The following is an 18,563-nucleotide window of genomic DNA, read 5'->3' as shown; positions in this document are numbered from 1 at the left end:
CGCAACAAAAACGGCCCCGTGCAATCGCACGGGGCCGTAATTCTGCACCTTGATGGCGTGTCGGCTTAGTCGCCGGATTTCAGCGCTGCACCAAGGATATCGCCCAGCGACGCGCCCGAGTCGGAAGAACCGTACTGTTCCACGGCCTCTTTCTCTTCGGCGATTTCGCGCGCCTTGATCGACAGACCCAGACGGCGGGTCTTGCTGTCGACGTTGGTGACGCGAACATCGATCTTGTCACCGACCGAGAAACGCTCGGGGCGCTGTTCGGCACGGTCGCGGCTCAGGTCCGAACGGCGGATGAAGGATTTCATGCCTTCGTATTCCACCTCGATGCCGCCATCTTCGATTGCGGTCACTTCGACGGTCACGATCGAACCACGCTTCACGCCGCCCACGGCTTCGGCGAACTTGTCACCGCCCAGGGCTTTGATCGACAGCGAGATACGCTCTTTCTCGACGTCAACTTCCGAGACGACGGCCGAAACCATGTCGCCTTTGCGGTAGTTCTGGATAGCATCCTCGCCACGCTCGTCCCAGGACAGGTCGCTGAGGTGAACCATGCCGTCGATGTCGCCTTCGAGGCCGATGAACAGACCGAATTCGGTGATGTTCTTGACTTCGCCTTCGACCTCGGTGCCCTCGGGGTGTGTTTCTGCAAACACTTCCCACGGGTTGCGCTGAGTCTGCTTCAGGCCCAGGGATACGCGGCGCTTGGCGCCGTCGATTTCCAGAACCATGACGTCGACTTCCTGGCTGGTCGAAACGATCTTGCCGGGGTGGACGTTTTTCTTGGTCCAGGACATCTCGGACACGTGCACCAGTCCTTCGACACCGGCTTCCAGCTCGACGAACGCACCGTAGTCGGTGATGTTGGTGACGCGACCCTTGTGCACCGAACCCAGCGGGTACTTGGCGCCGACCAGATCCCACGGATCGTCCTGCAGCTGCTTCATGCCCAGGCTGATGCGGTGGGTTTCCTTGTTGATCTTGATGACCTGAACGTTGATGGTCTCGCCGATCGTCAGGATCTCGGACGGGTGGTTCACACGGCGCCATGCCATGTCGGTGACGTGCAACAGGCCGTCAACGCCGCCCAGGTCAACAAATGCACCGTATTCGGTGATGTTCTTGACGACACCCTCGACGGTCTGACCTTCGGACAGGTTGCCGATGACTTCGGCACGCTGTTCGGCACGCGATTCTTCCAGGATTGCGCGGCGGGAAACAACGATGTTGCCGCGGCGGCGGTCCATTTTCAGAATCTGGAACGGCTGCTTCAGACCCATCAGCGGGCCAGCGTCGCGCACGGGGCGAACGTCAACCTGCGAACCGGGCAGGAACGCAACTGCGCCACCCAGATCGACGGTGAAGCCACCTTTGACGCGACCAAAGATTGCACCTTCGACGCGCTGGTCGTCGGCATATGCTTTTTCCAGACGGTCCCATGCCTCTTCACGGCGGGCCATCTCGCGCGAGATGACGGCTTCGCCACGGGCGTTTTCTGCGGCGCGCAGGTAAACTTCGACCTCGTCACCAACAGCGATTTCAGGGGCTTCGCCGGGATTTGCGAATTCTTTCAGATCAACGCGGCCTTCCATTTTGTAGCCTACGTCGATGATGGCCTGGCCGGCTTCGATCGCCAGAACCTTGCCTTTGACAACAGAACCCTCTTCGGGTGTGTCCATTTCGAAGCTTTCATTCAGGAGGGCTTCGAATTCCTCCATGGATGCGTTAGCCATGTGGCGTTGTTTTCCTTTACATACGTTTTTTCTGGCCGAGCGGTTGTCTCCGCCGGTCTTAAGGATTGGTCAGGCAATCTGACTTTTTCGCCACAAAACAAAGAGGGCCGGTTCTTGTCCGACCCTGCTCGTCTCTTTCTTTTATGGCTCAAATCGCCTTGTCGACGCGCGCTCTATACCCAGTTCACCGGGTCGCCGCAAGCCCCGCGCGATAAACGCAAGGAATGTCGCAAGCGGTCGCTCAACATGCGGTCTTGTCTGCTAGGACTGTCGTGAACTGCACAGGAGCGGCGCATGTCGGACAAACTGAACTTTCTGGTCATCATTTCAGACGAACACCGCAAGGACGCCATGGGATGCGCGGGGCATCCAATCGTGAAAACGCCGAATCTGGACGCGCTGGCCAAACGTGGCACCATGTTCGACGCCGCCTATACCCCTTCGCCCATGTGCGTTCCCACCCGCGCGGCTTTGGCAACTGGCGACTGGGTCCACAAGACCGGTCACTGGGACAGCGCCACACCTTATTCAGGGGAGCCACGCAGCTGGATGCGCCAGTTGCGCGACGCCGGGCGCGAAGTAGTGTCCATCGGCAAGCTGCATTTCCGGACCACCGAGGATGACAATGGATTCAGCCAAGAAATCCTGCCGATGCATGTGGTTGGTGGCGTCGGCTGGGCCATCGGGTTGCTGCGGGAAAACCCACCGGAATATGATTCGGCGGCGGAACTGGCCGGAGATGTCGGTGTGGGCTCCAGTACCTATACCGACTATGACCTCGATATCACGCAGGCAACCGAAGAATGGCTGGCCGACCCCAAGCGGACCGAACAGCCCTGGGCCGCCTTTGTCTCGCTGGTCAGCCCGCATTACCCGCTGACTTGCCCCGAAGAATGGTACGCGCTTTATGATCCTGCCAACATGGACCTGCCGGTTGGTTATGGGCAGGGACTGCCCGATCATGAGGAACTTAAAAACATCGCCGAGTTCTTCAACTATGACGACTATTTCGACGAACAGAAAATGCGCGAGGCCAAGGCCGCGTATTATGGCCTGACGTCATTGATGGACGATTGCGTCGGTCGGGTGTTGCGCGCCCTCGAGGCCAGCGGGCAGGCTGAAAATACCGTGGTTATCTATGTCTCGGACCACGGGGACATGATGGGTGATCAGGGTTTCTGGACCAAACAGGTAATGTACGAGGCCAGCGCGGGCGTACCGATGATCGCTGCCGGTCCCGGTCTCCCCGAAGGCTATCGGGTTACCACCTGCACCAACCTGACGGATATTGCCGCCACCGCTCGCGATGTGTGTGGCGTGGCCGAGGACGCAGGCAATGCAGGTCAGCCGGGCCAGTCATTGAGAACCATCGCCAACGCACCCGACGACCCGGACAGAACGGGGTTCAGCGAGTATCACGATGGCGGCTCCAAAACTGGCAGCTTCATGGTCCGGTGGGGAAACTGGAAATATGTCCACTATGTCGGCCATCCGCCGCAACTATTCGATCTGGATGCCGACCCGCACGAACAGGTCAACCGCGCCATCGAAGGTGTGAACGACCCCCGGATCAGCGCGGCACTGGCCGAGGGCGAACGGCGTTTGCGCGAAATATGCGACCCCGAACAGGTCAATGCCCGCGCCTTTGCCGATCAGCGTAAAAAGATCGAAGAACTGGGAGGGGAAGAGGCCTGCCGCACGGCGTTTGTCTTCAACCACACGCCGACGCCATCCGAACAGAATAAGATGCGCGAGGGCTCGCCGCTTTAGATCACAGTTCCTCGCCCTTTTTCAGCAACTCGTCGATCAGGGCGCGCTGCAGGTTGTTGCTGTCGCCACCGCCAAACTGCGCCGCGCCGCCGGTGTAAAGCGTGCCATAGGTCTTGGCCACGTTCACGGTCTGCGCGACGCCCGAGATGAACTGATCCTTTTCCAGGGGCGACAGCGGGTGGATGAAAACGGCCCACAGCGTGTCGTTCGCGATGGCATAGCGCGAATCCAGCGCGCTGTCGAAATTGGCCTGCATCATTCGGCGCATATCCTCAGAGGACAGCTCCTGCGCGCTGCGGATCGGAACCATTGCGCGCATTCGGTCGGCTGTCGGATCGGTGATGACCAGAACAGGAACGTCCGACACGGTCAGTTCGAAACCCGGGCCACGGGGCTGCGCATCAGGGTCGAGGACAAAGATGATCTTACCCAGCCGCTCATATGTCATGGGCGGTTCCGCCTCCTGAGCGGACAGGCTGCCGGCAAAAAGGATCAAGGCAACAACAAGTCGGATCATCACGGTACTCCTGCGGTTTTCACGTCAACCATAGGGGGCGATCCGGACACTGGCCAAACAAAGCTTGGTGAACGGAATTTTGGTACCACCCCGAATTTCCGAACGATCTGCAATGTTTTGCGGCCTCTCTGCGATAACGCGTTCAAACCTCTGTTCCTACCTATTCAACACCGGCCGGAAACGGCGCGGAAACTGATCCAAAAAAGGAAGGAAAAACCGATGAAATCCCTTGTTCTGACCGCCCTGATTGCCGCTTTGCCTCTGGCCGCGGCGCCCGCCTTTGCCGCGGACGAAGTCAATGTTTCAAACGGCATCTCAGCGGGGGGCGCGCCGCTGGCCGCGCATGGGGTCGACCTTGTGGCGCTGGTCAATGACGGCAACCCGGTCGAGGGCTTTGCAACTCACTCAGCCACCTATGACGGCGCGTCCTATTACTTTACCACCGAAGAAAACCACGACGCATTTGTGGCCAATCCGGCTGCCTATCTGCCGCAGCACGGTGGTTTTTGCTCTTATGGAGTTTCTGTGGGCAAAAAGTTTGACGGCGATCCCGATCAGTATGTCGTCGCCGACGGAAAGCTGTTCCTGTTCCTGAATGCGGCGACTCGCGCCAAGTTTCTGGAAGACGTGAGTGGCACGACCCAAATCGCAGATGGTCAATGGTCGAAAATCCGCAGCATTGCGGTCGGCGAACTGTAACCCGGTCTGATCTGGCGGGCCATCCTGCCTGCAACTCTGCCCGCGTCGCTTATGTCTTCGCGGGCAGTTTTGACCGGACCTGAGCGATGGCACGATCCAAAGCCTCTTCCACCGACAAATTCGATGTATCAAGCAAAACCGCATCCTCGGCGGGTTTCATGGGCGCTGCGCTGCGGCCCGCATCACGCTCATCCCTTTCGCGCACGTCTGCAAGGACGCCATCACGCGTGACATCCTCACCTTTGGCGCTGAGTTCAAGAAAGCGACGTTCGGCGCGCACTTCGGGGCTGGCAGTGACATACAGCTTTACTTCAGCTTGCGGGCAGATAACCGTCCCGATATCCCGGCCATCCAACACCGCACCGCCGTCACGCCGGGCAAAGTAGCGCTGAAAATTCACCAAAGCGGTGCGGACCTCGGTATTCACCGCAACCTTCGATGCAGCCTGCGCCACATCAGCCGTGCGTAAATCACCCTGATCCAGTTCTTCCGCCGTCAACGCCTGAGCTGCCGCAACCGGGTCTTCGCCGTTCAGCACCCGGCGTCCAACGGCGCGATACAGCAAGCCCGTATCCAGATGGGCAAACCCGAAGTGCGCGGCAACCGCTTTCGAGATCGTCCCCTTTCCGGCGGCGGCGGGGCCATCGATGGCTACGGTGAAACTCATCATCTTCTCCGGAAAATCTGTACCCCACGGCCTTAGCAACAGGAACCCAAAAAAGGAACCTGAAATGCGCCTTGCTCTGCGAAGCCCACTCCGCTTCACAGTCAGAAACCGAGTTTCACTTGGAACCGCAATGTCCCGAAAACGGACCGCAGCTGACCAGATCAGCCGCGTGCCAATTTGGCCCCAAGCCCGCCCATCAGCGGTTCGAAGATCGGAAAGGACGTGGCAATCGGGCCGCCGTCATCCACCGAAACAGAGCTTTGCGCGCCCATGCCCATCACCATGAAAGACATGGCAATGCGATGGTCCAGATAACTTTCGCAGGTGCCGCCGCCGGGAACGCCACCGATGCCCAGCCCCTCGACGGTCCACCAGTCGTCACCTTCTTCAACCGTGACGCCGTTGGCGCGCAATCCACGCGCCATGGCATCGATGCGGTCGCTTTCCTTGACGCGCAATTCCTTGACGCCGCCCATCATCGTGGTGCCCGTGGCATTGGCCGCAACAACCGACAGGACGGGGTATTCGTCAATCATTGACGCCGCACGCTCGGGCGGAACGGTGATCCCCTTCATGTCCGGCGAGTAACGGGCGCGCAGGTCGGCAACCGGCTCGCCACCTTCTTCGCGCTCATTTTCATAGCTCAGGTCGGCCCCCATTTCCCGCAGGGTGGTGAACAGACCCGCGCGGGTTGGGTTCAACCCGATCCCCGGCACCAGTACGTCCGAACCCGGCGTGATCAGAGCGGCACAAACAGGAAAGGCCGCGCTGGACGGATCGCGCGGAACCGCAATGACCTGCGGTTTCAGCTCAGGCCGCCCGGTCAGGGTGATCACGCGCCCCTCATCCGTATCTTCGACCGTGATTTCGGCACCAAATCCGGCCAGCATCCGTTCGGAGTGATCGCGGGTCGCCTCCTGTTCGATCACGACCGTTTTGCCCGGCGCATTCAGCCCTGCCAGCAACACTGCGGATTTCACCTGCGCCGAAGGAACCGGCACCTCATAGCGCACCGGGACTGGATCGGCTGCGCCCACGATAGTCATCGGCAAACGCCCACCGGAACGCCCGACCGATTTTGTTCCGAACAATGCCAGCGGATCGGTAACGCGCGCCATCGGCCGCTTGTTCAGGCTGGCATCCCCGGTAAACGTTGCCGAGATCGCAGATGTGGCCATCGCGCCCATGATCAGTCGCACACCGGTGCCGGAATTACCGCAATCGATCACCTGATCGGGTTCGGCAAATCCACCAACGCCAACGCCGTGAACCGCCCAGTTTCCGCCCCCGTGATCGACCACCTCGGCCCCAAGGGCACGCATCGCCTTGGCGGTATCCAGAACATCCTCGCCTTCCAGCAAACCGGAAATCTTCGTCTCACCTACCGCCATTGCCCCAAGGATCAGCGACCGGTGCGAGATCGATTTGTCGCCCGGAACCTCAGCCGTTCCTGTCAGCGGGCCGCAGGGATGAGACGTCATCGGGATGGGCGTGCCGTGTCCGGACATGGGGGCTCCTTTTGCGCTATCAGTCACTGCCGATTAGCGAATTGGCGCCGCAGCGTCCAGCGGCAATACTAGGTCGCGTTGCTTTGGCTCTTGTTCTCAGGTCTCGCCCAGCCATCTGGCGGGGTTTTCTTCCGCGATCTGGCGGAACACTTCTTCACCCAGTGCGTTCCTCAGGCGGAAACACACGGACCGCTCGGACAGCTTTTCCTGTCGGGTCATGTAATAGTCTGAACCAAACAGAACCCGTGATCGCAGGCGCGCGCCTTCTTCGTCCTCTCCCATCAGGAAAATACGCAGGAAGGGCACGAAATCTTCGAACTGAAACAGGGTATAGGAAATATCGGTCCATAAGCCCGGATAGTCGCCACTGCCAATCATACGGCGGATCGCCACCTGCCAGTTTCGGCTGTAAGCATCATCAAGCGGATCATTCCGTTCCGGATTGACGTATGCCTCCCAGTCGCGCTGCCCACCGAAATGCGCAAGACATATCCTCAACCCGGGAAATGCGCGCATGACCGGGATATAGGCCTCGGGTTCGGTATATCGATCTGCCCAGTGATCCGACAGGTCCCGCCCCTGAACCCCGCCACGCGAACAATGGGTCATCAGCGGCAGTCCGTTGCGCTCCATCTTCGGGTAGACACGTTCCATCAACACCGGATCATCCGGTGCAAATCCCAGACGCGGATAGATCTTTACGCCGCGAAAGCCAAGCGTGTCTATCGCGCGCCATAGCTCCGTTGCCTGCGGGTCCGCGCGCGGGTCAATCGTCGCGAACGGGATGACCGATCTGCCAACTTCGGGATTCCGCGCAAGCTCGGCCAGTTCATCATGTTGGGCGCGCAATGAAACGGCTGGCGCGCCAAATCCAAAAGCGGACAGTTCCATCGGCAGAACGACGAAGCGGGTGCTGTCGGGATAATGGCGTCGCATGTTGTCCAGAATGGATCGCTGACTGTCTGCCGCCGTTTCCTTTTGAAAACGATACAGCCGGTCAAGTTTGTCGGCGACCGGATGTTGCCCGATCATGCGTGCGCCAAACGCCAGCACTTTTATGATCCAGGGCATTCGTTTGAACGGCTTCAGGGCCGGATAGGGATAGTCCTCGGGCACGTGCTGCCCGTGAAACAGGTGCGTATGGCAATTGGTAATCTGAAAGTCGGACATGGCAATTCCTGAAAGAACGTCTGGAAAGGGAAGTGCAATCTGCACCTCATTCTAACACAGCTCACAGGTCTTGCGGGATCGCGATGCGAATTAGTCGCCTGTCCGGCGGAACGTCAAATAGTGCGGCACCCGCCCCTCGCGCAGGGCCTTTTGTTCGTAACGGGTCGATATCCAGTCATCCCATGGCTCGCGCCAGTCGGCGGGGCCTTCGGCCAGCCATTCGAAACCGGCGCGCGGCACCTCCTCCAGCGTTTGCCTCACATAGTCGGGGATGTCCGTTGCCACGCGAAAGATCGATCCTGGTTTCAGGACACGCGCCAGCGGTTCCAGATGTTCAGGCGTGACGAAACGACGGCGATGGTGGCGTTTCTTGGGCCAGGGATCGGGATAGAGCAGAAAAGCGCGCGAGATACTTTTTTCGGGCAGCACATCGAACAGATCGCGGGCGTCCCCCGGGTGTACAGCAAGGTTATCGACGCCTGCACGGCGGATTTTACCCAGCAGCATCGCAACACCGTTGATGAAAGGTTCGGCTCCGATGATGCCGATATCCGGGTTTTGCCCAGCCTGATGCACAAGATGCTCGCCGCCGCCAAAGCCAATTTCCAGCCAGACTGGTTTGCCGCCAAACAGCCCGTCCAGATCAATGGGCGTGCGCTGAGGGTTGCTCTCCCAGTCCACGGCGCCAGGTGACAGTGCCGCGAGGTCTTCGCTCAGATACGTCTTTTGACTGGGCTTCAGGGTTTTTCCCTTGAAGCGGCCATAGAAGTTTCGGCGGGGGCGTTGCGGGGTCTCGGTGCTCATGGCGGTGGCCATACTGCGGAGGCTTGCTTGTTGCAAGAGGGGCCGTCCGGCAGATGGACGTGGGGGCCAGCCCCCACATCCCAGAGAAATATCAAGGTAAGAGGAGGGGGCGCAGCCTGTAGGATGCGCCGAACCCCCTTTTTTGTTAGACGGCCCGTTTCAGGGCGTCAGCGAGATCGGTGCGTTCCCAGCTAAAACCGCCATCAGCATCGGGCTCACGGCCAAAGTGACCATAGGCTGCCGTGCGCTGGTAGATCGGCTTGTTCAGCTCGAGATGCTTGCGGATGCCGCGTGGTGTGAGGTCCATGACCTGACCTACGGCTTTTTCGATCTCGGCATCCGACACCTGACCGGTACCGTGAGTATCCGCATAAATGGACAGAGGCTTCGAGACGCCAATGGCATAGCTCAGCTGAATGGTGCAGCGTTCGGCCATACCGGCCGCAACCACATTCTTGGCCAGATAGCGGGCGGCGTAAGCCGCCGAGCGGTCGACCTTGGTCGGATCCTTGCCCGAAAACGCACCGCCGCCATGCGGCGCGGCACCGCCATAGGTATCCACGATGATCTTGCGACCCGTCAGGCCCGCATCCCCGTCCGGTCCGCCGATGACGAACTTGCCGGTCGGGTTCACATGCCATTCTGTTTCGCCGTTCAGCCAGCCCTCGGGCAGGGTTTCGCGAATATAGGGTTCAACGATCTGGCGGATGTCATCCGAGCTCAGCGTCTCGTCCAGATGCTGTGTCGACAGAACAACCGAGCTGACGCCAACAGGCTTGCCATCGCGATAAACGACGGACAGCTGCGATTTCGCATCCGGACCCAGTGCCGGTTCGGTCCCGTTTTTGCGCACTTCGGCCAGACGGCGCAGGATTGCGTGCGAATACTGGATCGGAGCAGGCATCAGTGCAGGGGTTTCGGTCGTAGCGTAGCCGAACATAATACCCTGATCGCCCGCACCCTCGTCCTTGTCGTCGGATGCATCCACACCCTGGGCAATATGGGCCGACTGTTCGTGCAGCAGGTTCGTCACCTCGACGGTTTGGTGGTGAAACTTGTCCTGCTCGTAGCCGATATCCTTGACACAGGCGCGTGCGATTTCATCGATGCGCCCCATATAGTCGTGCAGTTTGTCCTGATCCGACAGACCAACCTCGCCCCCGATCACCACGCGATCAGTCGTTGCGAAAGTCTCGCACGCGACGCGCGCTTCGGGTTCTTCGTTCAGGAATGCATCAAGCACGGCGTCCGAAATCCGGTCGCAGACCTTGTCGGGGTGCCCTTCGGAAACGGACTCCGAAGTGAAAGTATAATTCTGACGGGACATAAAAAGTGCTCCATTAGGGTCAAGCCCACCACGCCAGGAAGCCGTTGTGACAGGCGAAGATCGGGATACGCGCAGGGACACCGGGGGTCAATTGGAAATTACCGCTTACCCCGGCGAACGCTGCGCAAAAGTAACGCAACCAGCCCCAATAACGCGAAAAAGACAGGACCGTCGCCCAAACGGCTATAAAATGTCGGGGGCAAAGGCCGAGGTATTTCGGCATCGATGTAACCGGCCTCACCCAAGGCCAGCGAACCGGTGATGCGTCCAAGCGGATCGATGACGGCGGAAACACCGGTATTTGCAGACCGCAACATCGGCACCCCGTGTTCGATCGCCCGCATCTGAGCCTGCGCCAGATGCTGATATGGCCCGGATCGAGTGCCAAACCATGCATCATTGGTGATCTGCAGCAGGAACGCCGGGCGTTCAGGCGCTGACAGGACGTCCTGAGTGAATACTGCCTCATAGCAGATAAGCGGTAGGGCCAAACCCAGCCCGCCAAGGTTCAGCACGGACGCCCCCGGCCCGGCGCTGAACCCCTGCCCTGCGGTCGTGGCAAATCCGTGAATGCCAATTCGTGACATGAGGTTCCCCAAAGGCACATACTCACCAAAAGGAACCAAATGGTGCTTGTCGTACAACCCGGCCTGCTGGCCGGTTTCGTCCAGATACACCATCGAGTTATAGATACGGGCACCCTCGCTGCGCTGCGCGCCGAGGATAACCGGAACGCCCTGCGCAGCCTGCGCGATGGCGTCAAGAACATGCTCGGCATTTTCCAGCCAGACCGGAATCGCGGTTTCCGGCCAGACGATCAAATCCGGACGCGGACCAGCGGAGGTAAAGTCGATCTGGCGATTGAAAAACAGGGGTGCGTATTGTGGGTCCCATTTCTGATGCTGCGGAGCGTTCGGCTGCACCAGCCGGACAACATCGCCCGAGAGCTCTGCGGCGGAGCGGGTCAGCCCATATCCCAGTGCCGTAACCGCGAAACCAACGGCCGCCACAACCGACCACAGCAGGGCCCGGTCCACCCGGCCTGAAGACAAGGCGGCGCCCAGTGGCAGTGTGAGGGCGAATGTCAGGGCGCCCAGACCGTAGGGACCAATCAGCGACAGCATCTGTGCAACCGGCGTATCCACCCAGGTCTGCGCAACACCTGCCCACGGGAAACCGGTGAACAGGTATCCGCGGGCAACCTCGCCCAATGACAGAAACAGGGCAAGCAACAGGCCCTGTTCGACAGAGGTCGCATCGGGTCGCCGCGCAAACCAGAAGGCCGGAGCCCAGAACAATGCCATTCCGCCTGCCATGAAGATCAGCGCAAACGGGGCCATCCAGGCGTGGCGCTCAGCGTCCACCAAAAAAGGCTCGACGATCCAGATCAACGCATGGCCGAAATACCCGGTGGCAAACAGCCATCCCAGCCAGGCCGCCCGCTTTTTGGTTTCACAGGACAGAAACAGAACAGGCAACGCGACCAAAGACAACAACGTTGCAGGCCAGAAACCAAATGGAGCTAATCCGAAAGCCGCGACACTGCCCAGCAGGACCGCCAGTATGAGTCGCAGCCAGAATGGCCAGCGCGAGGCAGGGTTCATGCAGTCACGCCCGGCAACATCACTCGCAGGCGCTTGATGCGGCGGGGATCGGCGTCGATAACCTCGAATTCAGGGCCTTCGGGGTGGATCACGACCTCTCCGCGTGCGGGCACACGCCCGGACAACATGAAGACCAGGCCACCCAGCGTATCTATCTCTTCCTCGTCCACATCCTCGTGACTCGTCAGCGATTGCCCGATCTCGGCCTCGAAATCCTCAAGCGGCACGCGGGCCTGAACCGTGTAGCAACCGGGTTTGTCCTTGATCCACAGCTTGTCTTCATCCGCGTCATGTTCGTCGGCAATTTCGCCCACGACCTGTTCAATCAGGTCTTCGATCGTCACCAGACCGTCAACGCCGCCATATTCGTCGATCACAAGGGCCATATGGCGCCGCTCGGTCTGCATCTTGGTCAGCAGAACACCGATCGGCATGGACGGTGGTACAAACAGCAAGGTTCTCAGCATGGATCTGAGATCGAATTCCGCCGACTCACCGTTAAAGCCGTGGGTCAACGCAAAATCCTTGAGATGCACAAATCCAAGCGGAGTATCCAGCGTACCCTCATAGACCGGGATACGGGACATGCCACTGTCACGAAACACCTGCGCCAGTTCTTCTTTCGCAGTTGTCGCCGGAACCGAGATGATCTCGGCCGTCGGAATTGCCACGTCCTCGACCCGCATTCGGCGCAGGTTGATCATCCCGCGCGGCTGCGCGGCCAAGACCTCTTGCCCGTTTTCCGGGGCAGTTTCGTTGTCATCATGAGAAGAGAACGCGTCCAGAATACGGGAAAAAAGTCCGCTTCTCTCTTCGGGTTGGGTATCGTCGTTCCGGGGTTGCGCGCCATGCGCCGCCATAGAACTGCCGTCTGTTTCGCCCATTTTCCTGTTCCAAATGATCGGGTCGGATGACCCCAATTACCCATTATATGGGTCATCGATACCCATCTTGCCAAGTATTTCGACCTCGACGCGTTCCATCAAAGTGGCGTCAGGGTCACGAATGTGATCATACCCCAAAAGATGCAGAACGCCGTGCACAATCAGATGAGTGACGTGATCGTTTACGGATTTACCCTCATTTTCGGCCTCGCGAGCGCAGGTATCGTAAGAAATCGCGATGTCGCCCAGCGCAATTTCCCCCGTGAAATCGGGCTGCGGAACAGGCGGAATATCCCCTGCCCCGGCAGGCGCCAGATCCTCGGCAGGCCAACTCAGAACATTTGTCGGCGCAGGCTTTCCGCGAAATTCGGCGTTCAGTTCGGAAATGCGGGCATCGTCACAGGCCAGCAGGCTGACCTCGCACAAATCCGGATCAAGACCGCAATGCTCGAGGGTCGCCTTAGCAGCAATGCGCGCCAACGGCTCAAGGTCCCGCCAGCGGGCGTCCTCAACTGTCATTTCCAGGTTCATCAGCGATCCCGATCAGGTTCAGCCGGTCGATGGCCGGCCAGCGTCGGCCTCATACGCCTCGATGATCGCCGCCACAAGCGGATGACGCACGACATCCTTCGAGGTGAAATAATTGAAGCTGATATTCGGAATCGTCTTCAACAGCCTTTCGGCATCCGCCAACCCTGACTGCACACCGCGCGGCAGATCGACCTGAGAACGGTCGCCGGTGATCACCATGCGGCTGCCCTCGCCCAGCCGGGTCAGGAACATCTTCATCTGCATGGTGGTCGCGTTCTGCGCCTCGTCCAGCACTACAAAGGCGTTGGCCAGCGTTCGTCCGCGCATAAATGCCAGCGGTGCGATTTCGATCCGCTTTTCCTCGATCAGTTTGGCAAGCTGTTTTCCGGGTAGGAAATCGTTCAGCGCATCATAAAGCGGCTGCATGTACGGATCGACCTTGTCCTTCATGTCGCCGGGCAGATATCCCAGCTTTTCCCCGGCCTCGACTGCCGGGCGGCTGAGGATGATACGGTCGACATGGCCGCCGATGAACATCGAAACTCCGACCGCCACGGCCAGATAGGTCTTGCCAGTACCGGCGGGACCGATACCAAAAGCCAGCTCATTGCTGAACAGTGACTGAACATAGGCCTTTTGGGCATCGGTGCGCGGCTCAACCAGCTTTTTGCGGGTCTTGATCTCGACCGTGCCGCCCTTGAACATCTCAAGCTGATCGCCGTCGCGCACACCGGTATCCTGTTCAGAACCGCCCATCCGCAATTCGCGATCCACGTCGGCCGATTCGACCGGTCGACCACCTTCAAGGCGTTCGTACAGCGCCTGTAAAATCTCGACCGCCTGCTTTTGCGCGTCCTCGTCGCCGATGATCGCCAGCTGATTGCCGCGCCGCAGAATCTGCACGGTCAGTTTTTGTTCAATATCGGCAAGATTGCGGTCGTATTCGCCGCACAAATCTATCAACAGCCGGTTGTCTGGAAATTCAACAAGCACCTCTGGCGGGGGCATGTCATCCTGCGGTGGGTTCAGGGCACCGATGGCCAATCCGTTCTCCTGTCTTGGCGTGTCCCCCCGAGCGTAGACAACATTTCTCGCCGGGTGCAAGCCACAGTTTCAAAATTTATTCCGGATGAACCAAAACCGTTGCGGCAGACGCCGTTCTTGGCCTGCGAACGCGATCCACAGATCAGCCAAAATCAGAATTTGTAGTTCAGCCCGAACCGCACACCACCATAGGTCGGGGTCGATTTCGTCGAAACTGCTGACGAGAAATCAATCACTTTGGACTGGAACTGCACGTATTCATATTCCCCGGTCAGTGACCACTTTTCGGACAGTTTGTGCTCGGCACCGAGGCTCAGCAGAAACCCGTTGCGACGATCGGATTCTTCCATCGAACTGTTGCTTCCCGATCCCGCACCCAAAAGTGTCGTCTCCACACCGCCGTTCACATAGCCGACTGAGCCGAAATACAGGGTTTTTCCACTGCGATTCGTTATGCCGCTGCGAAACCGCAGGCTGAAAATGTCGGTGACTTCGGACTTACCACCAAGCGTCCGCCCGAATGCAGGTCCGGTCGTCGAATCCTCAAGCCCCGCAAGATCAAAACCCAGCTCAAAACCATAGACATAGCTGCGGCCTTCGCCGATGGGCAGGTTCGCGCGCCATCCGCCACGGATGCCCCCAAAGGCGCCGTCGATCTTCAGATCCCCGATGTCGACGGTTGTTCCGCCATTGCGCACGCCAAAGCGGTCGGATTTGCCCCAGCCATAGCCAAGACTGAACCCGCCATAAAAATGGCTGAGGCCGCTTGAATCAGTTGTCGGACTGATAACCGGAGGTTCTATCGGAGCTTCGGACAAGGTGCCCGCATGTGACGGGATACCGGCAACCGAAATCAACGACACAAATGCCAGAACACGGAGACATCCGGCACCCAATTTCGCGAGCCCTGCTTTGTATGTCACTCGCACCCTCCTGACCTTCGGCAACCTGATAACCAACTCTCCGGACCCCTTTGCTCCAACCCCCTGATACACTGACAGGGCATGATCCATTTATCCTCGGAACATGGTTCCGAAGCATAAATCAAGGGTAAATTTTGGAAACAAACGCCAAATATGGTGTCTCAGCCCGACACAGGCCTGATCAGATCAACTCACCGGCCAGCGAATTCGCACCCGAGGATTTGACCCGAACGCGGCGCAGATCACCGGCCTGCACATCCGCGCCCGCGACGTGAACTGCGTGAAGATACTCGGATTTTCCGACCATCTGCCCGTCAAGCCGCCCGGGCTTTTCAAACAGCACGCTCACCTCGCGGCCGACCATGCCGTCCTGAATTTCGCGCTGGTGGCGGGTGATCAGTCCCTGAAGACGCTGTAGGCGGTCATCCGCCTCTGCCGCGTCCACCTGTGGGCGCTCTGCCGCCGGGGTGCCGGGGCGTGTGGAATACTTGAAGGAATAGGCGTAGCCGTATTTTACCTCTTCCACGAGATCGAGTGTCGCCTGAAAATCCTCTTCGGTCTCTTCCGGGAAGCCCACGATAAAGTCACCAGACATCAGGATATCCGGACGCGCGGCGCGAATGCGCTCGATCAGCCGCAGATAGCTTTCTGCAGTATGGCTGCGGTTCATCCGTTTGAGTATCTTGTCCGACCCCGATTGCACCGGCAGATGCAGATAGGGCATCAGTTTCTCGCAGGTCCCGTGCGCTTCGATCAGATCGTCCGCCATGTCGTTGGGATGCGAAGTGGTGAAACGAATACGCTCCAACCCGTCGACCTTGTTCAGTTCCCAGATCAGACCGGCCAGTGTCATGTCACCATTCGGACCGGCACCATGATAGGCGTTGACGTTCTGACCCAGCAGAGTGATCTCGCGCACGCCCCGTTCAACCAGATCCTGCGCCTCTCGCAGAATGCGGTCCGCTGGTCGGCTGACCTCGGCCCCGCGGGTATAGGGCACAACGCAGAAGGCACAGAACTTGTCGCAACCTTCCTGCACCGTCAGAAACGCCGTCGGGCCACGCTTGGCCTTGGGGCGATTCTTCAGCTTCTCGAACTTGTCTTCTTCGGGGAAGTCGGTATCCAGCGCCTTTTCCCCGGCCTGTGTCTTTGCCTCCATCTCGGGCAAGCGGTGATAGCTCTGTGGTCCCACCACCAGATCGACAAGCGGCTGACGGCGCATGATCTCTTCGCCTTCGGCCTGCGCGACACATCCGGCTACACCGATCTTGAGGTCGGGCTTGTCCGCTTTCAGTCCCTTGAAACGACCCAGTTCGGAATAAACCTTTTCAGCCGCCTTTTCCCGGATATGACAGGTGTTCAGCAGGATCATGTCGGCATCATCGGGGCTTTTGGTCTCGACATAGCCCTGCCCGCCCAGCGCCTCGGCCATGCGCTCGCTGTCATAGACGTTCATCTGACAGCCATAGGTCTTGATATAAAGCTTCTTTGGTTCGGACATGGGGCTGGCCTTTGCATTCGCTGGACCGGCGTCATCTATACGGATCGGACGCCGCTTGCAATGCAGGCGCAATTACCCGAATTTGACCCGGAATTCCAGCAATGCAGGCAAAGGCCGGACCATGCAGTACGAAACCCTTGGCGAATTTCTGAAACAGGGTTCACCGGCACTTGCCCGTGGGCCGGTCGCGCTTGTCTTTGTCGAGGACGAAGTCGAAGTGGACAGCACGTTGCGCCATCATCTGGATCTTGGATTCAAATCGGTGATCGCATTCACGCCAAAGGACATTGCACCGGAACCTCAGCTCTCGGAACGTATTTATCGCGTTACGGGCAACTACTCTCAGGGCGCCAATGTTTTCGACACGATCAACCGGATCATCGACGCCGCGCCGGGTATATGGATGTATTACTGCTTCAACGCGGAATACCTCTATTACCCTTTTTGCGAATCCAGAACCATTGGCGAGATGCTGGCCTTTCACGGGGAAGAGCGGCGCGACGCCATGCTCTCATATGTCATCGATCTTTATGCCGGTGATCTCGACGCCTGTCCCGGCGCGGTTTCGCTTGATCAGGCGATGCTGGACAGGACCGGCTATTATGCGCAGTCGCGCTATGACGCCGAAAACAAACGCCCTTTTGAACGGCAACTGGACTTTTCGGGCGGCTTGCGCTGGCGCTTTGAGGAACACGTGCCTTATGAGCGCCGCCGCATTGACCGGATTGCGATCTTCAAATCGAAACCTAGCCTTCGGATCAGGCCCAACCACACGTTCAGCGATCAGGAATACAACACCTATTCCTGTCCCTGGCACCACAATCTGACGGCCTCGATCTGTTCATTCCGCGCCGCAAAGGCGCTCAGGCGGAATCCGGGGTCGCGCAACGCCATTACCAGTTTTCGCTGGCGCAATTCGGTGCCGTTCGAATGGCACTCGCAACAGTTGCTTGATCTCGGCCTGATGGAACCGGGGCAGTGGTTCTGACCGCCCCGGATCGCAGTACCATCAGCGGCGGAACAACACCGGGAACCAATCTTCGCGCAGTCTCTGACCCGGCTGCATGTCGTGTCCCGGATAGGGTGGCGATGTGGGGCCCGGCCTTTCGACATAGCGCGCGTCATCCCCGACCAGACGCAAGGAAAACGCTCGCCGGCGCGTGGCCGAAGTATTGCCGCGCGCCCCGTGCAGAACGCGGTAGTTGAACGCCACTGCGTCGCCGGGCTCCATCTCGAACTCCACCACCTTCATGCCTTCGGCATCGGGATCGGGTATCGGCATGTACTGGCCTTCATCCGCAAAGAACCCCTCTTCGGAAACCCAGCGGGTCGGCAGCACTTCTTTTTCCCAGCGATGCGAACCGGCGACACAGCGCAGGGCTGCCTCTTTCACCGGATCGAGCGGCGACCAGAAGCTGACGGTCTGCTGACCTTCGACAAAATAATATGGCCCGTCCTGATGCCATGGAGTCGCCATCGACGTGCCCGGCTCTTTCACCAGTACGTGATCGTGGAACATCTGCACGCTGTCGGATTGCATCAGATCCGCCGCCACTTCAGCCGCGGGCGAGGATTCGATGACATCCCGGAATTGCGGGATGCGTGTCCAGTTGCAGTAGTCGTCAAAGAACCGCCCGGATTCGCCATCCTTCTTGTTCTCAGACGCATACGGGCCGGGATCGGCCATATTCGCGGCAACGCCGTCGCGCAGTTTTTCCACCTGCTCTGCAAACAGCCCTTTGACCAGAACGACTCCGTCCTTTCTGTACGTATCGATCATGTCCTGCGTGACAAGGGGATGAGGCATTTCGAACTCCGCTTTTAAACCTGACTGATCTGCGCATGTTTGCAGCCTCTGTTCAAATAATATCT

At 59.0% G+C, this 18,563-nt stretch carries 17 protein-coding genes and 1 riboswitch; of the genes, 3 read left to right on the top strand and 14 right to left on the bottom strand.

The genetic code is table 11. From position 1 onward, the window contains the following. Nucleotides 1–65 precede the first annotated feature (65 nt). Complete coding sequence (gene rpsA, locus ACR0NA_RS14285; RefSeq protein ID WP_170654152.1) at nucleotides 66–1,742, bottom strand: 30S ribosomal protein S1; 1,677 nt, start codon at nucleotides 1,740–1,742, stop codon at nucleotides 66–68. Between the two features lie 294 nt (nucleotides 1,743–2,036). Here rpsA and ACR0NA_RS14280 point away from each other — a divergent pair, with 294 nt between their 5' ends. Continuing rightward, nucleotides 2,037–3,512, top strand: a complete 1,476-nt coding sequence (locus ACR0NA_RS14280; RefSeq protein WP_480729864.1) for a sulfatase family protein — start codon at nucleotides 2,037–2,039, stop codon at nucleotides 3,510–3,512. 1 nt (nucleotide 3,513) lies between these two features. Here the strand turns inward: ACR0NA_RS14280 and ACR0NA_RS14275 are convergent, their stop codons facing one another. After that, entirely contained in the window at nucleotides 3,514–4,029 is a 516-nt protein-coding gene (locus ACR0NA_RS14275; protein WP_480729862.1) for a hypothetical protein, read from the bottom strand. A 219-nt stretch (nucleotides 4,030–4,248) separates the two neighbouring features. On the opposite strand from ACR0NA_RS14275, the gene ACR0NA_RS14270 reads away from it, so the two are divergent. Beyond that, nucleotides 4,249–4,728: a YHS domain-containing (seleno)protein gene (locus ACR0NA_RS14270; RefSeq protein WP_480729859.1), complete on the top strand. Its 480-nt coding sequence runs from the start codon at nucleotides 4,249–4,251 to the stop codon at nucleotides 4,726–4,728. Between the two features lie 49 nt (nucleotides 4,729–4,777). Here the strand turns inward: ACR0NA_RS14270 and ACR0NA_RS14265 are convergent, their stop codons facing one another. The 11 genes from ACR0NA_RS14265 to miaB all read right to left on the bottom strand — a co-directional run bounded on the left by ACR0NA_RS14265 (nucleotide 4,778) and on the right by miaB (nucleotide 16,691). Then, the gene (locus ACR0NA_RS14265; protein WP_480729857.1) at nucleotides 4,778–5,395 is read right to left on the bottom strand and encodes a (d)CMP kinase; all 618 of its coding nucleotides are present in this window, start codon (nucleotides 5,393–5,395) and stop codon (nucleotides 4,778–4,780) included. A gap of 161 nt (nucleotides 5,396–5,556) precedes the next feature. After that, the gene (gene aroA / locus ACR0NA_RS14260; RefSeq protein ID WP_480729854.1) at nucleotides 5,557–6,903 is read right to left on the bottom strand and encodes a 3-phosphoshikimate 1-carboxyvinyltransferase; all 1,347 of its coding nucleotides are present in this window, start codon (nucleotides 6,901–6,903) and stop codon (nucleotides 5,557–5,559) included. Nucleotides 6,904–6,999: 96 nt separating this feature from the next. Continuing rightward, the gene (locus ACR0NA_RS14255) at nucleotides 7,000–8,073 is read right to left on the bottom strand and encodes an amidohydrolase family protein (RefSeq protein ID WP_170654163.1); all 1,074 of its coding nucleotides are present in this window, start codon (nucleotides 8,071–8,073) and stop codon (nucleotides 7,000–7,002) included. 90 nt (nucleotides 8,074–8,163) lie between these two features. Beyond that, entirely contained in the window at nucleotides 8,164–8,877 is a 714-nt protein-coding gene (trmB, locus tag ACR0NA_RS14250) for a tRNA (guanosine(46)-N7)-methyltransferase TrmB (protein WP_480729851.1), read from the bottom strand. Between the two features lie 145 nt (nucleotides 8,878–9,022). Further along, entirely contained in the window at nucleotides 9,023–10,204 is a 1,182-nt protein-coding gene (gene metK, locus ACR0NA_RS14245; RefSeq protein ID WP_170654167.1) for a methionine adenosyltransferase, read from the bottom strand. A gap of 6 nt (nucleotides 10,205–10,210) precedes the next feature. After that, nucleotides 10,211–10,260, bottom strand: a riboswitch (SAM-SAH riboswitch). Nucleotides 10,261–10,302: 42 nt separating this feature from the next. Further along, complete coding sequence (gene lnt, locus ACR0NA_RS14240) at nucleotides 10,303–11,808, bottom strand: apolipoprotein N-acyltransferase (protein WP_480729849.1); 1,506 nt, start codon at nucleotides 11,806–11,808, stop codon at nucleotides 10,303–10,305. Beyond that, nucleotides 11,805–12,692 (bottom strand): hemolysin family protein, encoded by an 888-nt coding sequence (locus tag ACR0NA_RS14235; protein WP_480729847.1) that lies wholly within the window; start codon nucleotides 12,690–12,692, stop codon nucleotides 11,805–11,807. The genes lnt and ACR0NA_RS14235 overlap by 4 nt, the downstream gene beginning before the upstream one ends. Before the next feature lie 36 nt (nucleotides 12,693–12,728). Beyond that, nucleotides 12,729–13,223 carry an rRNA maturation RNase YbeY gene (ybeY, locus tag ACR0NA_RS14230; protein ID WP_480729844.1) on the bottom strand — a complete coding sequence of 165 codons (495 nt, stop codon included), beginning with the start codon at nucleotides 13,221–13,223 and terminating at the stop codon, nucleotides 12,729–12,731. A gap of 18 nt (nucleotides 13,224–13,241) precedes the next feature. Beyond that, entirely contained in the window at nucleotides 13,242–14,267 is a 1,026-nt protein-coding gene (locus ACR0NA_RS14225; RefSeq protein WP_170654175.1) for a PhoH family protein, read from the bottom strand. Between the two features lie 152 nt (nucleotides 14,268–14,419). After that, a complete protein-coding gene (locus ACR0NA_RS14220; RefSeq protein WP_480729841.1) occupies nucleotides 14,420–15,190 on the bottom strand; it encodes an outer membrane protein in 771 nt (256 codons plus the stop codon). A gap of 181 nt (nucleotides 15,191–15,371) precedes the next feature. Further along, nucleotides 15,372–16,691: a tRNA (N6-isopentenyl adenosine(37)-C2)-methylthiotransferase MiaB gene (miaB, locus tag ACR0NA_RS14215; protein WP_480451869.1), complete on the bottom strand. Its 1,320-nt coding sequence runs from the start codon at nucleotides 16,689–16,691 to the stop codon at nucleotides 15,372–15,374. 121 nt (nucleotides 16,692–16,812) lie between these two features. Here miaB and ACR0NA_RS14210 point away from each other — a divergent pair, with 121 nt between their 5' ends. After that, a complete protein-coding gene (locus ACR0NA_RS14210) occupies nucleotides 16,813–17,679 on the top strand; it encodes a glycosyltransferase family protein (protein WP_480729839.1) in 867 nt (288 codons plus the stop codon). A 21-nt stretch (nucleotides 17,680–17,700) separates the two neighbouring features. Here ACR0NA_RS14210 and ACR0NA_RS14205 read toward each other — a convergent pair whose 3' ends face one another. After that, nucleotides 17,701–18,498 carry a phytanoyl-CoA dioxygenase family protein gene (locus tag ACR0NA_RS14205; RefSeq protein WP_480729837.1) on the bottom strand — a complete coding sequence of 266 codons (798 nt, stop codon included), beginning with the start codon at nucleotides 18,496–18,498 and terminating at the stop codon, nucleotides 17,701–17,703. Between the last annotated feature and the right edge of the window lie 65 nt (nucleotides 18,499–18,563).

This window comes from Ruegeria sp. C11, from assembly GCF_056537725.1.
Note: the sequence above shows the minus strand (reverse complement) of the source record. Positions and strands in the feature narration are given on the sequence as shown.

What these genes read in the sequence shown, in the direction of transcription:
- rpsA (WP_170654152.1), bottom strand. Translation starts at nt 1,742, where the DNA reads ATGGCTAACGCATCCATGGAGGAATTCGAAGCCCTCCTGAATGAAAGC.
- ACR0NA_RS14280 (WP_480729864.1), top strand. Translation starts at nt 2,037, where the DNA reads ATGTCGGACAAACTGAACTTTCTGGTCATCATTTCAGACGAACACCGC.
- ACR0NA_RS14275 (WP_480729862.1), bottom strand. Translation starts at nt 4,029, where the DNA reads ATGATCCGACTTGTTGTTGCCTTGATCCTTTTTGCCGGCAGCCTGTCC.
- ACR0NA_RS14270 (WP_480729859.1), top strand. Translation starts at nt 4,249, where the DNA reads ATGAAATCCCTTGTTCTGACCGCCCTGATTGCCGCTTTGCCTCTGGCC.
- ACR0NA_RS14265 (WP_480729857.1), bottom strand. Translation starts at nt 5,395, where the DNA reads ATGAGTTTCACCGTAGCCATCGATGGCCCCGCCGCCGCCGGAAAGGGG.
- aroA (WP_480729854.1), bottom strand. Translation starts at nt 6,903, where the DNA reads ATGTCCGGACACGGCACGCCCATCCCGATGACGTCTCATCCCTGCGGC.
- ACR0NA_RS14255 (WP_170654163.1), bottom strand. Translation starts at nt 8,073, where the DNA reads ATGTCCGACTTTCAGATTACCAATTGCCATACGCACCTGTTTCACGGG.
- trmB (WP_480729851.1), bottom strand. Translation starts at nt 8,877, where the DNA reads ATGAGCACCGAGACCCCGCAACGCCCCCGCCGAAACTTCTATGGCCGC.
- metK (WP_170654167.1), bottom strand. Translation starts at nt 10,204, where the DNA reads ATGTCCCGTCAGAATTATACTTTCACTTCGGAGTCCGTTTCCGAAGGG.
- lnt (WP_480729849.1), bottom strand. Translation starts at nt 11,808, where the DNA reads ATGAACCCTGCCTCGCGCTGGCCATTCTGGCTGCGACTCATACTGGCG.
- ACR0NA_RS14235 (WP_480729847.1), bottom strand. Translation starts at nt 12,692, where the DNA reads ATGGGCGAAACAGACGGCAGTTCTATGGCGGCGCATGGCGCGCAACCC.
- ybeY (WP_480729844.1), bottom strand. Translation starts at nt 13,223, where the DNA reads ATGAACCTGGAAATGACAGTTGAGGACGCCCGCTGGCGGGACCTTGAG.
- miaB (WP_480451869.1), bottom strand. Translation starts at nt 16,691, where the DNA reads ATGTCCGAACCAAAGAAGCTTTATATCAAGACCTATGGCTGTCAGATG.
- ACR0NA_RS14210 (WP_480729839.1), top strand. Translation starts at nt 16,813, where the DNA reads ATGCAGTACGAAACCCTTGGCGAATTTCTGAAACAGGGTTCACCGGCA.
- ACR0NA_RS14205 (WP_480729837.1), bottom strand. Translation starts at nt 18,498, where the DNA reads ATGCCTCATCCCCTTGTCACGCAGGACATGATCGATACGTACAGAAAG.